This window comes from Kitasatospora sp. Root107 (assembly GCF_001424875.1).
Lineage (GTDB): Bacteria > Actinomycetota > Actinomycetes > Streptomycetales > Streptomycetaceae > Kitasatospora.
Window position 1 is genome coordinate 24130 of sequence record NZ_LMCT01000011.1, and the last position, 13818, is coordinate 37947.

Sequence of the window (13818 nt, forward strand, 5' to 3'; positions counted from 1 at the left end):
ACCCTCCGTCAGTTCGGGCTGAACGACTGCCGGGTCAGCTCCACCCCGGGCAGCGAGGGCAGCCAGGCCAGCACCGCGGTCTCCCGCCGGAGCAGCTCGAGCTCGGTGGTCAGCCGCTGCGCGGTGTCGGGGCAGGCCAGCAGCGCCTGCTTCACCGGGGTGGGCAGGATCGCGGCGGCCGCGACCAGGTAGGACAGCACCTGCGGATCGTTCGGCAGCTCGTGCTGCCCGGTCAGGCTGACCTCGCGGGCCCCGGCGAGCCGCTTCTGGTACGCCCGGAAGGCCCGTTCGACCCCGGCGGCCAGTGCGCCCGCGCCCTCGCCGGTCTGCTCCTCGATCGGCTCGGTCTCGCCGACCAGGTAAGGCCCCGTCACATCGACCGAGCGGAGCCAGAACCGGGTGGTCCCGGTCACCAGCAGCTCGTACTGCCCGTCCGGCTGCTCCTGCGCCGAGGCCACGTCCGCCACGCACCCGATGTGGTGCAGCGCCTCCAGCGGATCGCCGGTGATCGTTCCGAGCCCGTCCAGCGGCCCGGCCGGCTCCGCGTTCTCCCGGACCGGCGCGACCTCCCGCCCGTCCTTGATCGCCAGCACCCCGAACCGCCGCGGCCGGTCCTCCGGCTGGGCCATCAGGTCGCCCACCAGCCGCCGGTACCTCTCCTCGAAGACGTGCAGGGGCAGCACCAGGCCCGGGTACAGGACCGTGTTGAGGGGAAAGATCGGCAGCCGTTCAGTCACGGCGCACAGCGTAGTTCAGCAACGGCCACCCCTGTCCCGATTACCCGTCAGCCGGCCGGCAGGTGCGGCTCAGCCCCGCTGCAGCATCCGGGTCGCACCGGCCACCACGGTGGTGGCGAGCACCCAGCCGGAGAGCACCAGGCCCGCCACCATGAACTGGCCGGTCCGGTCGGGGTTCCAGCCGTCCGGGCCGAGGTTCACCACCGGGAGGACCTTGCTGAGGGCGTACAGCGGCGCGTTCCAGGTGGGCTTCTCGTCGGCCTTCAGCGGGGCCGGCTCGTGGTCGGAGAAGTACAGGGCGCCGATCGCCCAGGCCAGCACCAGCCAGAGCGCCGCCCGCCCGGGGCGGTAGCCGTACCCGACGGCGGCGTCCTGGATCAGACCCCAGAGCCGTCCTGGCGGCGGCAGGGTGGAGCGCCGCCGCCGGTGCTTGGCGTACAGCACCTCGCGGGCGTCCTCGTCCCGGCCGTCCCGGCGCAGCGCGGCGGCCAGCTGCTCGTACGGCTCCGGCTGGTACTCGCCGAGGGCGCTCTCCAGCCAGGCGATCCGCTGCTGGACGCTGAACGGCCGGTCGGGCCGGAGCGACTCGTAGGTGAAGCCGGTCAGCCGGACGTGGCCGTCCTTGGGCCAGCTGTCCGGGTTGTCGACCAGGTTGCCGATCCTGGCCCGGGAGAGTGAGACCTTGCCGCTGGGCGGGGTGTGGCAGGTGAAGCGCAGCTCCGGGGTCTGGATCCGGCGCAGCGAGAGCTCCTGACCCTCCGGCAGGTGGAACTCGGCGTGGGTGATCAGCAGCGCGTTCTCGAACCGCCCGTCCACCAGCCGGACCCCGCCGTACGCCCGCAGCGGGGTGCTGGGGGAGTCGTGCGGGATCGGGGCGCCGTAGCCGTCGCCGTAGATGGTGTGCGAGTCGGCCCAGCCGCCGTCCAGCGAGCCGCCCAGGTACATGGTGTTGCCGACCGAGATGTGGGCCAGGTTGAGGCAGTACCGGTCCGGGGCGGCGGCCTTCAGCTGGGCGCCGCGGAGCGAGAACCGGCCGCCGATCCGGCTGGTGCGCATGCTCAGCTCACCGTGCACGTCGATCCGCTCGGCCTCGAAGTCCTGCTGCACCGTCAGCCCGTCGGCGGCCAGTGCCCGGCCGTACCGGTCGCCGCCGACGACGGCCTGATTGAGCAGCAGATCGGTGCCGATCTTGGCGTCGGTGAGCCGCATCCCGAACGGCAGGACGCAGCGAGCCAGGTGCAGATCGCCCTCGGTGGCCAGCCGGGACGCCTCCAACCGGGGGATCCAGCAGCGGATCAGCCGCAGCGTGCCGGCCTGCGCCTCGGAGATCAGGATCTTCTTCTCGAACCGGCAGTCGTGCAGCTCGACGTAGTGCTCGATCCGGGCCCCGGCCAGCCGGAGCGGGCCGGTCACGTAGGCGCCGCTGAGCTTGAGCGACGCCACCTTGCCCGGCGCCGGCTCTGGACCGTTGAGCAGCAGGGTGGCCAGCACCTCGGCCCGGACGAACCGCTCGGCGGGCCAGTCGACCGGGCCGCTCACCAGGTCCACCGCGTCGTCCCAGCTACGCAGGTCGTAGAGATCGCCCTGCCGGAACGCCTCCCAGAGCCCCTGCTCGACCGGCGTCCAGCCGTCCGGCGGCTGCTGCACCGCTGCCTCCCCCAAGATCTTGAACTGTCTCGCCTTTCGTATCACGGACTGAAATGCGGGGCCTCGGGTTCCGGCCACTCCCTACACTGGGCGATGTGATCTCTCGAATTGACCTGCGCGGCTCGGATGCCGACCTGCGCGACGTGCTGCCCCGTGCCGAGTTCGACGTGGAAGCCGCCCTGGAGAAGGTGCGGCCGATCTGCGAGGACGTACGCCATCGCGGGGTCGCGGCACTGATCGAGATCACCGAGCGGTTCGACGGCGTGACGCTGGAGACCACCCGGGTCCCCGAGCAGGCGATCACCGCCGCGCTGGAGACCCTGGACCCGAAGGTGCGCGCCGCACTGGAGGAGTCGATCCGCCGCGCCCGGCTGGTCCACCGCGAGCAGCGCCGTACCGACCACACCACCCAGGTGGTGCCCGGCGGCACCGTCGCCGAGCGCTGGGTGCCGGTCGACCGGGTCGGCCTGTACGTGCCGGGCGGCCTCGCGGTCTACCCGTCCTCCGTGGTGATGAACGTGGTGCCCGCACAGGAGGCCGGCGTCCCCGGCATCGCGGTCACCTCGCCGCCGCAGAAGGACTTCGGCGGCAGCGTCCACCCGACCATCCTGGCGGCCTGCGCGCTGCTCGGGGTCACCGAGGTGTACGCGGTCGGTGGCGCCCAGGCGGTTGCGATGTTCGCGTACGGCACCGCTGAGTGCGCCCCGGTCAACCTGGTGACAGGACCCGGCAACATCTACGTGGCCGCCGCCAAGCGCCTGCTCAAGGGCCGGATCGGCATCGACGCCGAGGCCGGTCCGACCGAGATCGCGGTGCTTGCCGACGACACCGCCTCCGCCCGTGAGGTGGCCGCCGACCTGATCAGCCAGGCCGAGCACGACCCGATGGCCGCCTCCGTGCTGGTCACCGACTCGGTCGCGCTGGCCGAGGCGGTCGAGTCCGAGCTGGTCGAGCAGGTCGCCCGGACCAAGCACCGCGAGCGGGTCACCGAGGCACTGACCGGCAAGCAGTCCGGCATCGTGCTGGTGGACGACATCGAGCAGGGCCTCGCGGTGGTGAACGCCTACGCCGCCGAGCACCTGGAGATCCAGACCAGGGACGCCCGCGCGGTCGCCGCCAAGGTCCGCAACGCCGGTGCGATCTTCATCGGCGCGTACGCCCCGGTCTCGCTCGGCGACTATGCGGCCGGCTCCAACCACGTGCTGCCGACCGGTGGTTGTGCCTGCCACTCGTCCGGCCTGTCGGTGCAGTCCTTCCTGCGCGGCATCCACGTGGTGGAGTACACCCGCGAGGCGCTGGCCGACGTCGCCGCGCACGTGGTCAACCTGGCGAACGCCGAGGACCTGCCCGGTCACGGCGACGCCGTACGAGCTCGATTCGACTGGACGGTGCCGGGCGCGTGACGAACATCGACGATCTGCCGATCCGGGACGAGCTGCGCGGTCAGTCCCCTTACGGCGCACCGCAGTTGGACGTGCCCGTCCAGCTGAACACGAACGAGAACCCGTACTCGCTGCCCGAGCCGCTGGTGGCCCGGATCGCCGAGCGGGTGGCCGAGGCGGCCCGCAACCTCAACCGCTACCCCGACCGGGACGCGGTCGAGCTGCGCACCGGTCTGGCCGACTACCTGACCAGGACCACCGGGCACGCGGTGACGAAGGATCAGGTCTGGGCCGCCAACGGCTCCAACGAGATCCTCCAGCAGCTGCTGCAGACCTTCGGCGGCCCGGGCCGCAGCGCGCTCGGCTTCGAGCCCTCGTACTCGATGCACGCGCTCATCTCCCGTGGTACCGGCACGACTTGGATCTCCGGCCCGCGCAACGAGGACTTCACCGTCGACCTCGAGGCGGCCAAGGCGGCGATCGCCGAGCAGAAGCCGAACGTGGTCTTCATCTGCTCGCCGAACAACCCGACCGGCACCGCCGTGGAAGCCGACGTGGTGATCGCGCTGTACGAGGCCGCCCAGGCCGCCGGGCCCAGCCTGGTGATCGTGGACGAGGCGTACGTCGAGTTCTCGCACCGCGCCTCGCTGCTGCCGATGCTCGAGGGCCGCCCCAACCTGGTGGTCAGCCGCACGATGTCCAAGGCCTTCGGCGCCGCCGGGCTGCGGCTCGGCTACCTGGCCGCCGACCCCGCCGTGGTGGACGCCGTGCAGCTGGTCCGGCTTCCGTACCACCTGTCGGCCGTCACCCAGGCGACCGCGCTGGCCTGCCTGGAGTACACCGACACGCTGCTCGGCTACGTCGAGCGGCTCAAGGCGGAGCGGGACCGGCTGGTCGACGCGCTGCGCGGGCTCGGCCTCGAAGTCACCGACTCCGACTCCAACTTCGTCCAGTTCGGCCGCTTCGCCGACACCCACGCGGTGTGGCAGGCGATCCTCGACCAGGGTGTCCTGGTCCGCGACAACGGCGTCCCCGGCTGGTTGCGCGTCACGGCCGGCACCCCGGCCGAGAACGACGCCTTCCTCGACGCCGTCCGTACAGTCAGCAAGGAGCTTTGAACCCTCATGTCCCGCATCGGCCGCGTTGAGCGCACCACCAAGGAGACCTCGGTCCTGGTCGAGATCAACCTCGACGGCACCGGCAAGACCGACATCTCCACGGGCGTCGGGTTCTACGACCACATGCTCGACCAGCTGGGCCGCCACGGTCTCTTCGACCTCACCGTCAAGACCGAGGGCGACCTGCACATCGACACCCACCACACCATCGAGGACACCGCCCTCGCGCTCGGTGCCGCCTTCCGGCAGGCGCTCGGCGACAAGGTCGGCATCTACCGCTTCGGCAACTGCACGGTGCCGCTGGACGAGTCGCTGGCGCAGGTCACCGTCGATCTCTCCGGCCGCCCCTACCTGGTGCACACCGAGCCGGAGAACATGGCGCCGATGATCGGCAGCTACGACACCACGATGACCCGGCACATCCTCGAGTCCTTCGTGGCCCAGGCCGCCATCGCCCTGCACGTGCACGTGCCGTACGGTCGGAACGCCCACCACATCGTGGAGTGCCAGTTCAAGGCACTCGCGCGGGCGCTCCGTTATGCCGCCGAGCACGACCCGCGCGCGGCCGGCATCCTTCCCTCGACCAAGGGTGCGCTGTGAACAACTCGTCCACGCTGCTGATCATCGCCGGGCTCTTCCTGTCCGGCGGCGTGTTCTCGTTCTGGAAGCAGAAGCAGTCCAAGGGCGTGATCGCGGTGCTCGCGATCGGCGCCGTGCTCTGCCTCTCGTCCGGCCTGATGCGCCTCTAAGAAGGAACTCCTCTGATGGCCAAGAACGTTGTCGTCCTCGACTACGGCTCGGGCAACCTCCGCTCGGCCCAGCGCGCGGTCGAGCGCACCGGTGCGAACGTCACCGTCTCGTCCGACTTCCAGACCGCGATGGACGCCGACGGCCTGTTGGTGCCGGGCGTCGGCGCCTTCGAGGCCTGCATGCGCGGCCTCAAGGCGGTGCGCGGCGAGCAGATCATCGGCCGCCGGCTGGCCGGTGGCCGGCCGGTGCTGGGCATCTGCGTCGGGATGCAGATCCTGTTCGAGAAGGGCGTCGAGCACGGCGTCGAGACCGCCGGCTGCGACGAGTGGCCCGGCACGGTCGAGCCGCTGGACGCCCCGATCGTCCCGCACATGGGCTGGAACACCGTCGACGTGCCCGAGGGCAGCCGGCTGTTCGCCGGCCTGGACCCGGAGACCCGGTTCTACTTCGTGCATTCCTACGGCGTGCGCCGCTGGGAGCTCGAGGTCACCAACCAGAACATCCGGTCCCCCCTGGTCAGTTGGGCCACCCACGGGCAGCCGTTCGTCGCCGCGGTGGAGAACGGCCCGCTCTGGGCCACCCAGTTCCACCCCGAGAAGTCCGGCGACGCGGGTGCCGCGCTGCTGACCAACTGGGTCAACACCTTCTGACAACTGCCTTCCACCGCAGGCCCGTTCCGATTCAGGAAAGTTGCACCATGAGCCGCCTCGAACTGCTGCCCGCCGTCGACATCCGCAACGGCCAGGCCGTCCGCCTGGTCAAGGGCGCCTCCGGCACCGAGACCTCCTTCGGCACGCCGCTCGCGGCGGCACTCGCCTGGCAGAACGCGGGCGCCGAGTGGCTGCATCTGGTGGACCTGGACGCCGCGTTCGGCACCGGCGACAACCGCGAGATCATCCGCGAGCTGAGCGAGCAGATGAACATCAAGGTCGAGCTCTCCGGTGGCATCCGGGACGACGCCTCGCTGGCCGCCGCACTCGCCACCGGCTGCCGCCGGGTCAACCTGGGCACCGCCGCGCTGGAGCAGCCGGAGTGGGTGGCCAAGGTGATCGCCGAGCACGGTGACAAGATCGCGGTCGGCCTGGACGTGGTCGGCACCACCCTGCGCGGCCGCGGCTGGACCAGCGAGGGCGGCGACCTCTACGAGGTGCTGGCCCGCCTCGACGCCGAGGGCTGCGCCCGCTACGTGGTCACCGACGTCAACCGGGACGGCACCCTGACCGGGCCCAACCTGGAGCTGCTGCGCAACGTCTGCGCCGCCACCGACAAGCCGGTGGTCGCCTCGGGCGGCGTCTCCTCGCTGGACGACCTGCGCGCGATCGCCACGCTGACCGGCGAGGGTGTCGAGGGCGCGATCGTGGGCAAGGCACTCTACGAGAGCAAGTTCACCCTCGAAGAGGCCCTGGAGGCCGTTTCATGACGGACCGTCAGATCGTACGCGGCAGGATCGCCGGATTCTCCCCCTGGGAGGACGAGTTCGGCTACTCGCGCGCCGTGGCGGCCGGGGACCACGTCCACGTGGCCGGCACCACCGCGTGGGTGGACGGGCGGATCGAGCACGAGGGCGACCCGTACCACCAGACCCTGGCTGCCTTCGGTGTCGGCCTGCAGGCCCTCGCCTCGTACGGTCTGACGGCGGACGACGTGTTCCGCACCAGGATGTACATCACCCATGTCCGGGACGCCGACGAGGTCGGCCGGGCCCACCTGACCCTGTTCGGCGCCTCCCGGCCCGCCGCCACCATGGTCGTGGTGGAGGGCCTGATCGACTCCCGGATGATGGTCGAGATCGAGCTCGATGCCTACCGCGCCGGGCTCGCCAGCAGCTTGGAAGGTTTGTCGCAATGACCCTCGCCGTACGAGTCATCCCCTGTCTGGACGTGGACAACGGGCGGGTGGTCAAGGGCGTCAACTTCCAGAACCTGCGGGACGCGGGCGACCCGGTCGAGATGGCCAAGCTCTACGACGCCGAGGGCGCCGACGAGTTGACCTTCCTCGACATCACCGCCTCCTCCGGCGACCGGGAGACCACCTACGACGTGGTCCGCCGCACCGCCGAGCAGGTCTTCATCCCGCTCACCGTCGGCGGCGGTATCCGCGCCGTCGAGGACGTCGACAAGCTGCTCCGGGCCGGCGCCGACAAGGTCGGCGTCAACACCGCCGCGATCGCCCGGCCCGAGCTGATCCGCGAGATCGCCAAGCGCTTCGGCCGGCAGGTGCTGGTCCTCTCGGTCGACGCCCGCCGCTGCCCGCCCGGCACCGAGACCGCCTCCGGCTTCGAGGTCACCACCCACGGCGGCCGCCAGGGCACCGGGCTGGACGCGGTCGAATGGGCGGGCCGGGCCGCCGAGTTGGGCGCAGGCGAGATCCTGCTCAACTCGATGGACGCGGACGGCACCAAGGACGGTTACGACCTCGAGCTGATCCGCGCCGTCCGCAAGGCCGTCGCCGTCCCGGTGATCGCCTCCGGCGGCGCGGGCAAGCTCGCCGACTTCGCCCCCGCGGTCGACGCCGGCGCGGACGCTGTCCTGGCGGCGAGCGTCTTCCACTTCGGCGACCTCCGCATCGGCCAGGTCAAGGAAGCCCTCCGGTCGGCCGGGCACCCTGTCCGCTGACATTGACTTGCACTGTCCAGGGGCTCGGGGAACGGCGAGGAGGTCTGGCGTGCGGGTCAAAATGCAAAGTGCCTGACCACGCACGTACGTTGAACGCTCCTGAGGCCGGCGCCGCCGTTCCCCGGGCCCCTGATGGTGCAACTTGGCGAGGCGCCTATTCGCTGCGGATGACCGCGAAGCGTGCGCCGAACGGATCCGTCAGCCAGGCCATCCGCCCGATGCCGGGGGCGTCCACGCCGGGGAGCAGCACCGTCCCCCCGCTCTCCACCGCGTGGGCGATCGTTGCGTCCGGGTCCGCGACCTCGAAGTACGGCAGCCACCCGGCTTCGGGGTGCTCGCTCGGGGCGATCCCGCCGAACGCGGCGTCCTGCTGGTCGCCCTCGGCCACCGAGACCACGGTGTACGTCATCCCGGGGACCTCGACCTGCTCGGTGCGCCACCCGAACAGCGCCCGGTAGAAGGCCACCGCCGCCGCTGCGTCGGGCGTGTGCAGCTCGGCCCAGCACAGCGAGCCCGGCGAGCCCGCCGTGTCGAGGCCGGCCGTCCGTGCGGCCTGCCAGAGGGCGAACTGCCCGCCGTGCGGGTCGGTCAGGGCGGCCATCCGCCCGGCGTCGAAGACGTCGCCCGGCTCGACCCGCACGGTGCCGCCGGCCTGTTCGGCGGTTTTCACGGTGGCGTCCACGTCCGGGGTGGCGAAGTAGAGCGTCCAGGACGACTGCGTGCCGTCCTCGGTCAGCGGGCCGAGTGCGGCCACCGTCCGCCCGTCCAGCTGGAAGAAGCCGTAGCCGCCCGCCTCAGGCCCGGCCGACTGGAAGGTCCAGCCGAGCACCTCGCCGTAGAAGGCGGCCGCCGCACCGGTGTCGGGGCTGCCCAGGTCGAGCCAGGTCGGCGAGCCGGTCTGAAAGTCGGTGGTGAGCATGCGGAAACCGCTCCTTCGGGTGGCATGGCGTCGTCCGTTCCACCCTGCCACCCGCCACTGACAGGCGCGCGCGCCGACTGACGGACTGTCACTCGAACGGCAGTACCACCCGCAGCGCCTCGACCGCGTCCGCCGGCCCGCTCACCGTGACCTGCGCCCGCGCCCCCCGGCCGAACGCGAACAGCACCAACTCGCCCGGCTCGCCGGCCACCTCGACGGTCGGCCCGGTCTGCCGCGAGACGGTCACCGCCCGGCCGTCCGGCCGCCGCAGTACCAGCCGTACCGGGGACTTCCGGCCGGCCTCCAGCCGGGCCAGCATCGGCAGCCGCCGCCAGAGCGCCTCGGTCAGCCCGGGGTCGAGCGGCTCCGGCTGCCACTCCTCGCCGGCCCGCCGGACGTCCTCCGCGTGCACGAAGTACTCGACGACGTTGGCCGCCTCGTCCGCGCCGGGCAGTGAGAAGGGGGAGAACGCCGACGGCCCGGTCCGGAACAGTCGCAGCAACTCCTCGTACGGGCGCGCCCGGTAGTCCCCCTGGACCCGGGCCGTCCAGCCGGCCAGCGGGGTCAGCCTGATCCCGGCCGCCGCGTCCATCCGCCGCTCGCGCACCACCAGATGGGCGGCCAGGTCGCGGGTGGTCCACCCCGTGCAGAGGGTCGGCGCGTCCGGCCCGGCCGCACGCAGGAGTCCGGTCAACCGCTGGCGCTGCACTCGAGCGAAGTTCGACATGCGGCCCAGCCTACGTGCGCGCGTGGAGCCGAACTAGCTTGGCCCAAGACCCTTCAGATGCCCTGTCAGCCGCCGACCGCCCGGCTGGTCGGTGACGGACATGATGCAGGTCGCGTCCCGCAGCCCGGCCTGGTAGTGCACCAGGCGCGGCCCGAGGTAGCGCCCGAAGTAGGGGCCGCCGCCGCCCTGCCTGCCCTCCCACTCCACCAGGTGCGGTTCGCAGGCGGCGGTCATCGCCTGCTGGACCGCCGGCTCACCGGTCAGCCCGTCGGGCAGCACGATGTCGGCGATCACCTCGCCGTCGTGCGGCTGCTCGCAGGGCCGGGCCTCCGCCGGTGCCGTCGTCCGGCTCAGCGGCTGGTAGTCCAGGCACGTCCCAGGCAGGAAGTACAGGTACGGCAGCACCTTCGGCGAAGGCGAAGGCGAGGGGGAGGGCGAAGGCGCGGCCGAACTGGGCGGCGGCGGTGACGGCACCGCCCGCTGCTCCGGCTCCGGCCGGAGCAGCACCACCGCACCCGCCGCCAGCAGAAGCAGGACCACCGCCGTGGCCGCCACCCGTCGCCGTCTCATCCCCGACCCCCTTGTTCCGACCGGGCCCATTCTGGCCGCCAGGGACCGTCCCGTCAGCTACTCCGCCAAGCCGGAACCGGGCCAGGTATACGCTGGCGGTGGCACGGCCCTGAACAGGTACTGGGGTCTTTGGTTATGCGAGTTGGGATCGTCGGGCACGAGGGGCTCTCGGATCTGAGCGAGATGCTGGTCCGGGGCGAGCTGTGGCGACTGGTCACCACGTTCGGCAGCTACGACCTGGTCGGGGTGACCTGTCTGGCGGCCGGCCCTGAGACCTGGTTCGCCCAGTCGGTGCTGGAGCACGGCGGCAAGGTCGAGGTGATCGTGTCGGCCACGGCTGGGAAGGCCGGGGCGTTCGCGGGAGCCGGCCGGCAGACCAGGCAGCGGCTGATGAACGAGGCGAACGCGGTGCACCGGCTGGCCCCGGTCGAGGTGGGCGGGCTCGGCGACGACACCTGCCGGGCCCTGGTCGGGATGGTGGACGAGCTGATCGCGGTCTGGGACGGACGCCCCGAGGGGCACACCGCCGACGTGGTGAAGGCGGCAGAGCGGGCCGGGCTGTACGTCCAGGTGGTCTGGCCGCAGGGGTGCGAGAGCCCGGCGGCCTGACCCCTGCAGTACCGGGTCGGCCTGGGTGAGCTGCCACAATGGGCGCCATGTCGACCACTCCCGCCGCTCCCGGCAGCACCGCCCTCGCCCCTGACATCGCCGCCCGGCTCAAGCGCACCGAGGACGGCCTGCTGCCGGCGATCGCCCAGCAGTACGACACCGGCGAGGTGCTGATGCTCGGTTGGATGGACGACGAGGCGCTGCACCGCACCCTGACCACCGGCCGCTGCACGTACTGGAGCCGCAGCCGCCGGGAGTACTGGGTCAAGGGCGACACCTCCGGCCACTTCCAGCACGTCAAGCAGGTGGCGCTGGACTGCGACGGCGACACCCTGCTGGTCAAGGTCGACCAGGTCGGCGCGGCCTGCCACACCGGCGACCGGACCTGCTTCGACGCCGACCTGCTGCCGGTCGCTCGCTAGTCTTTCCTTCACTGTCCCGACTGACGAACGGTGCCAAGCCAGATGGACCTTGAGGACTTCCGCAAGCTCGCCGTAGACACCCGGGTCATCCCGGTCACCCGCCGGCTCCTCGCGGACGGCCTCACCCCCATCGGGCTGTACCGCAGCCTGGCCGACGAGCGCCCGGGCACCTTCCTGCTGGAGTCGGCGGAGCAGGGCAACTGGTCCCGGTACTCCTTCGTCGGCGTGCACAGCGCCGCCACCCTGACCGCCGACCCGGACGGCAACGCCCGCTGGCACGGCAGCCCGCCGGTCGGCATCCCCACCACCGGCGACCCGCTGGAGGTGCTGCGGGCCGCGCTGGAGGCCCTGCACACGCCCCGGCACACCGACGACGGCCTGCCGCCGCTCACCGGCGGTCTGGTCGGCTACCTCGGGTACGACGTGGTCCGCCGGCTGGAGAAGCTGCCGAACCTCACCCCTGACGACCTGAAGCTCCCCGAGCTGACCATGCTGCTGGCCACCGACCTGGCCGTGCTCGACCACGCCGACGGCACGGTGGTGCTGATCGCCAACGCGGTCAACCACAACGACCTGGCCACCGGTGTGGACGAGGCGTACACCGACGCCGTCGCCCGGCTGGACCGGATGCAGGCCGACCTGGCCCGGCCGGTCGACCCGGGCCTGGCGACCTTCACCCCCACGGCGGTTGACGCCCACTCACCCTTCGGCGGAGCCCCGTACCGGGCGGCGGTCGAGGAGGTGAAGGAGCGGATCCGGGCCGGCGAGGCGTTCCAGGTGGTGCCCTCGCAGCGGTTCGAAGCACCGTGCGAGGCCAGCGCGCTGGACGTCTACCGGGTCCTGCGCACCACCAACCCCAGCCCGTACATGTACCTGTTCCGCTTCCCCGGCCCGGACGGCACCGCCGAGGGCGGCTTCGACGTGGTCGGCTCCAGCCCGGAGGCGCTGGTCAAGGTGACGGGTGGTCAGGCGATGGTGCACCCGATCGCCGGCACCCGGCACCGCGGCGCCACCCCGCACGAGGACGCCGAGCTGGCTGCCGAGCTGCTCGCCGATCCGAAGGAGCGGGCCGAGCACCTGATGCTGGTCGACCTCGGCCGCAACGACCTCGGCCGGGTCTGCGAGCCCGGCAGCGTCGAGGTGGTCGACTTCATGTCGGTCGAGAAGTACAGCCACGTGATGCACATCGTCTCCACCGTCACCGGCCAGGTGGCGGCGGGCCGTTCCGCCTTCGACGTGCTGACCGCCTGCTTCCCGGCGGGCACCCTCTCCGGTGCCCCCAAGCCCCGCGCGATGCGGATCATCGAGGAGCTCGAACCCACCCGCCGCGGCCTCTACGGTGGCTGCGTCGGCTACCTCGACTTCGCCGGCGACTCCGACACCGCGATCGCCATCCGCACCGCCCTGCTCCGCAACGGCACCGCCTACGTCCAGGCGGGCGCCGGCGTGGTGGCCGACTCCGACCCGCACTCCGAGGACACCGAGTGCCGCAACAAGGCCGCCGCCGTCCTCCGCGCCGTCGCCACCGCCAACACCCTGCGCAGCTCGCGGTAGACCCCGGCGCGGTCCGGGCGGTCCGGTCAGGGATAGTGGACGGGTGACCTCGCTTCCCTCGCCCCGTACTGCTGAGCCCGCTGCCGTCGAGACTGCGCCGAAGAAGAACAGCCGCCGGAGTCTCGGGGTGATGCTGGCGCTGACCGTGCTCGGGGCGGTGTTGGTGCTGACCGCCGTGAGCCGGGTGTGGGCGACGGGGAAGGCCGGGGGGCTGGCGGTCGAGGTGACCGGGAGTGCGGTTTCGGGGCTGCCGGGCGGGCTGGCGCTGGTCGGGCTGGCTTCGGCGGTGGCGGTCTTCGCGGTGCGTGGCGTGGGCAAGGCGGTGGTGGGCGCCCTGGTGACGCTGGCCGGGCTCGGCGCTGCGGTGGCGGCGGTGGCCGGCGCGACCGGTGCCGGTGCGCTGAACGGCGAGGCGGCCAAGAAGCTGGCGTTGGTCAGCGCCCAGGCGGAGCAGGTGAGCCACACGGCCTGGCCGTGGGTGGCCGCGCTGGGCGGTCTGCTGCTGGCCGTCGCCGGGCTGCTGACGGTGCGGCACGGCCGGGACTGGCCCGCGATGGGCAGCCGGTACGACGCGCCGGCCCGCAAGGCCACGCCGAAGGCCAAGGGCGCCGGGACCCCGGCCGAGCTGTGGCAGGCACTGGACCGTGGCGAGGATCCCACCTGAAACAGAGGCCCCCGCTTGGGGTCGGACGTCAGGGCCCGGCACAATGGGGACGTAAACCCGCCGAGCGCCCGTCAGCCCGGCCGGGCCCCGGAGAACCAAGGAGC

Annotated in this window: 17 protein-coding genes; 12 read left to right on the forward strand and 5 right to left on the reverse strand. The window is 72.1% G+C overall.

The features are described 5' to 3' along the window. Positions 1–8: 8 nt before the first annotated feature. Both ASC99_RS10245 and ASC99_RS10250 read right to left on the reverse strand, forming a co-directional pair. The gene (locus ASC99_RS10245) at positions 9–737 is read right to left on the reverse strand and encodes an LON peptidase substrate-binding domain-containing protein (RefSeq protein WP_057230469.1); all 729 of its coding nucleotides are present in this window, start codon (positions 735–737) and stop codon (positions 9–11) included. A 69-nt stretch (positions 738–806) separates the two neighbouring features. After that, the gene (locus tag ASC99_RS10250) at positions 807–2384 is read right to left on the reverse strand and encodes an oxidoreductase (RefSeq protein ID WP_200948309.1); all 1578 of its coding nucleotides are present in this window, start codon (positions 2382–2384) and stop codon (positions 807–809) included. Between the two features lie 95 nt (positions 2385–2479). Between ASC99_RS10250 and hisD the strand changes: the two genes are divergently transcribed. The 8 genes from hisD to hisF are packed head-to-tail and all read left to right on the forward strand — an operon-like array spanning position 2480 to position 8249. Then, a complete protein-coding gene (gene hisD / locus ASC99_RS10255) occupies positions 2480–3787 on the forward strand; it encodes a histidinol dehydrogenase (protein ID WP_057230473.1) in 1308 nt (435 codons plus the stop codon). Then, positions 3784–4884 (forward strand): histidinol-phosphate transaminase, encoded by a 1101-nt coding sequence (locus tag ASC99_RS10260; protein WP_057230474.1) that lies wholly within the window; start codon positions 3784–3786, stop codon positions 4882–4884. Before hisD ends, ASC99_RS10260 begins: the two co-directional genes overlap by 4 nt. Positions 4885–4890: 6 nt before the next feature. Next, positions 4891–5484, forward strand: a complete 594-nt coding sequence (gene hisB, locus ASC99_RS10265) for an imidazoleglycerol-phosphate dehydratase HisB (protein ID WP_057230476.1) — start codon at positions 4891–4893, stop codon at positions 5482–5484. After that, positions 5481–5633 carry a hypothetical protein gene (locus ASC99_RS39685; protein ID WP_057230478.1) on the forward strand — a complete coding sequence of 51 codons (153 nt, stop codon included), beginning with the start codon at positions 5481–5483 and terminating at the stop codon, positions 5631–5633. Before hisB ends, ASC99_RS39685 begins: the two co-directional genes overlap by 4 nt. 15 nt (positions 5634–5648) lie before the next feature. After that, complete coding sequence (gene hisH / locus ASC99_RS10275) at positions 5649–6284, forward strand: imidazole glycerol phosphate synthase subunit HisH (protein ID WP_057230480.1); 636 nt, start codon at positions 5649–5651, stop codon at positions 6282–6284. A gap of 47 nt (positions 6285–6331) precedes the next feature. Then, positions 6332–7054 (forward strand): bifunctional 1-(5-phosphoribosyl)-5-((5-phosphoribosylamino)methylideneamino)imidazole-4-carboxamide isomerase/phosphoribosylanthranilate isomerase PriA, encoded by a 723-nt coding sequence (gene priA, locus ASC99_RS10280; protein ID WP_057230482.1) that lies wholly within the window; start codon positions 6332–6334, stop codon positions 7052–7054. Beyond that, on the forward strand, positions 7051–7482 hold the full coding sequence (locus tag ASC99_RS10285; RefSeq protein ID WP_057230484.1) for a RidA family protein: 432 nt from the start codon (positions 7051–7053) through the stop codon (positions 7480–7482). Before priA ends, ASC99_RS10285 begins: the two co-directional genes overlap by 4 nt. Further along, complete coding sequence (gene hisF, locus ASC99_RS10290; RefSeq protein ID WP_057230486.1) at positions 7479–8249, forward strand: imidazole glycerol phosphate synthase subunit HisF; 771 nt, start codon at positions 7479–7481, stop codon at positions 8247–8249. Before ASC99_RS10285 ends, hisF begins: the two co-directional genes overlap by 4 nt. A gap of 154 nt (positions 8250–8403) precedes the next feature. Here the strand turns inward: hisF and ASC99_RS10295 are convergent, their stop codons facing one another. From ASC99_RS10295 to ASC99_RS10305, 3 genes are all read right to left on the reverse strand, one after another. Further along, positions 8404–9168 carry a VOC family protein gene (locus ASC99_RS10295; protein ID WP_057230488.1) on the reverse strand — a complete coding sequence of 255 codons (765 nt, stop codon included), beginning with the start codon at positions 9166–9168 and terminating at the stop codon, positions 8404–8406. A gap of 88 nt (positions 9169–9256) precedes the next feature. Then, entirely contained in the window at positions 9257–9895 is a 639-nt protein-coding gene (locus tag ASC99_RS10300) for a TIGR03085 family metal-binding protein (RefSeq protein ID WP_057230490.1), read from the reverse strand. A 33-nt stretch (positions 9896–9928) separates the two neighbouring features. Next, positions 9929–10465: a hypothetical protein gene (locus ASC99_RS10305; RefSeq protein WP_157531467.1), complete on the reverse strand. Its 537-nt coding sequence runs from the start codon at positions 10463–10465 to the stop codon at positions 9929–9931. 135 nt (positions 10466–10600) lie between these two features. Between ASC99_RS10305 and ASC99_RS10310 the strand changes: the two genes are divergently transcribed. Genes ASC99_RS10310 through ASC99_RS10325 form a run of 4 tightly spaced genes read left to right on the forward strand, consistent with a single transcriptional unit; the run spans position 10601 to position 13714 of the window. Further along, a complete protein-coding gene (locus ASC99_RS10310) occupies positions 10601–11074 on the forward strand; it encodes a hypothetical protein (RefSeq protein WP_063857053.1) in 474 nt (157 codons plus the stop codon). Positions 11075–11121: 47 nt separating this feature from the next. After that, a complete protein-coding gene (gene hisI / locus ASC99_RS10315; protein WP_057230919.1) occupies positions 11122–11496 on the forward strand; it encodes a phosphoribosyl-AMP cyclohydrolase in 375 nt (124 codons plus the stop codon). A 42-nt stretch (positions 11497–11538) separates the two neighbouring features. Then, positions 11539–13050: an anthranilate synthase component I gene (locus tag ASC99_RS10320; RefSeq protein WP_057230496.1), complete on the forward strand. Its 1512-nt coding sequence runs from the start codon at positions 11539–11541 to the stop codon at positions 13048–13050. A 43-nt stretch (positions 13051–13093) separates the two neighbouring features. Beyond that, positions 13094–13714, forward strand: coding sequence for a TIGR02234 family membrane protein (locus tag ASC99_RS10325; protein WP_057230499.1), 621 nt, complete (start codon positions 13094–13096; stop codon positions 13712–13714). Positions 13715–13818 lie beyond the last annotated feature (104 nt).

Excerpts from the sequence above, each read along its gene's own strand:
- priA (WP_057230482.1), top strand. The coding sequence starts at position 6,332 with ATGAGCCGCCTCGAACTGCTGCCCGCCGTCGACATCCGCAACGGCCAG.
- hisI (WP_057230919.1), top strand. The coding sequence starts at position 11,122 with ATGTCGACCACTCCCGCCGCTCCCGGCAGCACCGCCCTCGCCCCTGAC.
- hisH (WP_057230480.1), top strand. The coding sequence starts at position 5,649 with ATGGCCAAGAACGTTGTCGTCCTCGACTACGGCTCGGGCAACCTCCGC.
- ASC99_RS10300 (WP_057230490.1), bottom strand. The coding sequence starts at position 9,895 with ATGTCGAACTTCGCTCGAGTGCAGCGCCAGCGGTTGACCGGACTCCTG.
- ASC99_RS10310 (WP_063857053.1), top strand. The coding sequence starts at position 10,601 with ATGCGAGTTGGGATCGTCGGGCACGAGGGGCTCTCGGATCTGAGCGAG.
- hisB (WP_057230476.1), top strand. The coding sequence starts at position 4,891 with ATGTCCCGCATCGGCCGCGTTGAGCGCACCACCAAGGAGACCTCGGTC.
- hisF (WP_057230486.1), top strand. The coding sequence starts at position 7,479 with ATGACCCTCGCCGTACGAGTCATCCCCTGTCTGGACGTGGACAACGGG.
- ASC99_RS10285 (WP_057230484.1), top strand. The coding sequence starts at position 7,051 with ATGACGGACCGTCAGATCGTACGCGGCAGGATCGCCGGATTCTCCCCC.
- ASC99_RS10295 (WP_057230488.1), bottom strand. The coding sequence starts at position 9,168 with ATGCTCACCACCGACTTTCAGACCGGCTCGCCGACCTGGCTCGACCTG.
- ASC99_RS10305 (WP_157531467.1), bottom strand. The coding sequence starts at position 10,465 with ATGAGACGGCGACGGGTGGCGGCCACGGCGGTGGTCCTGCTTCTGCTG.
- ASC99_RS10320 (WP_057230496.1), top strand. The coding sequence starts at position 11,539 with ATGGACCTTGAGGACTTCCGCAAGCTCGCCGTAGACACCCGGGTCATC.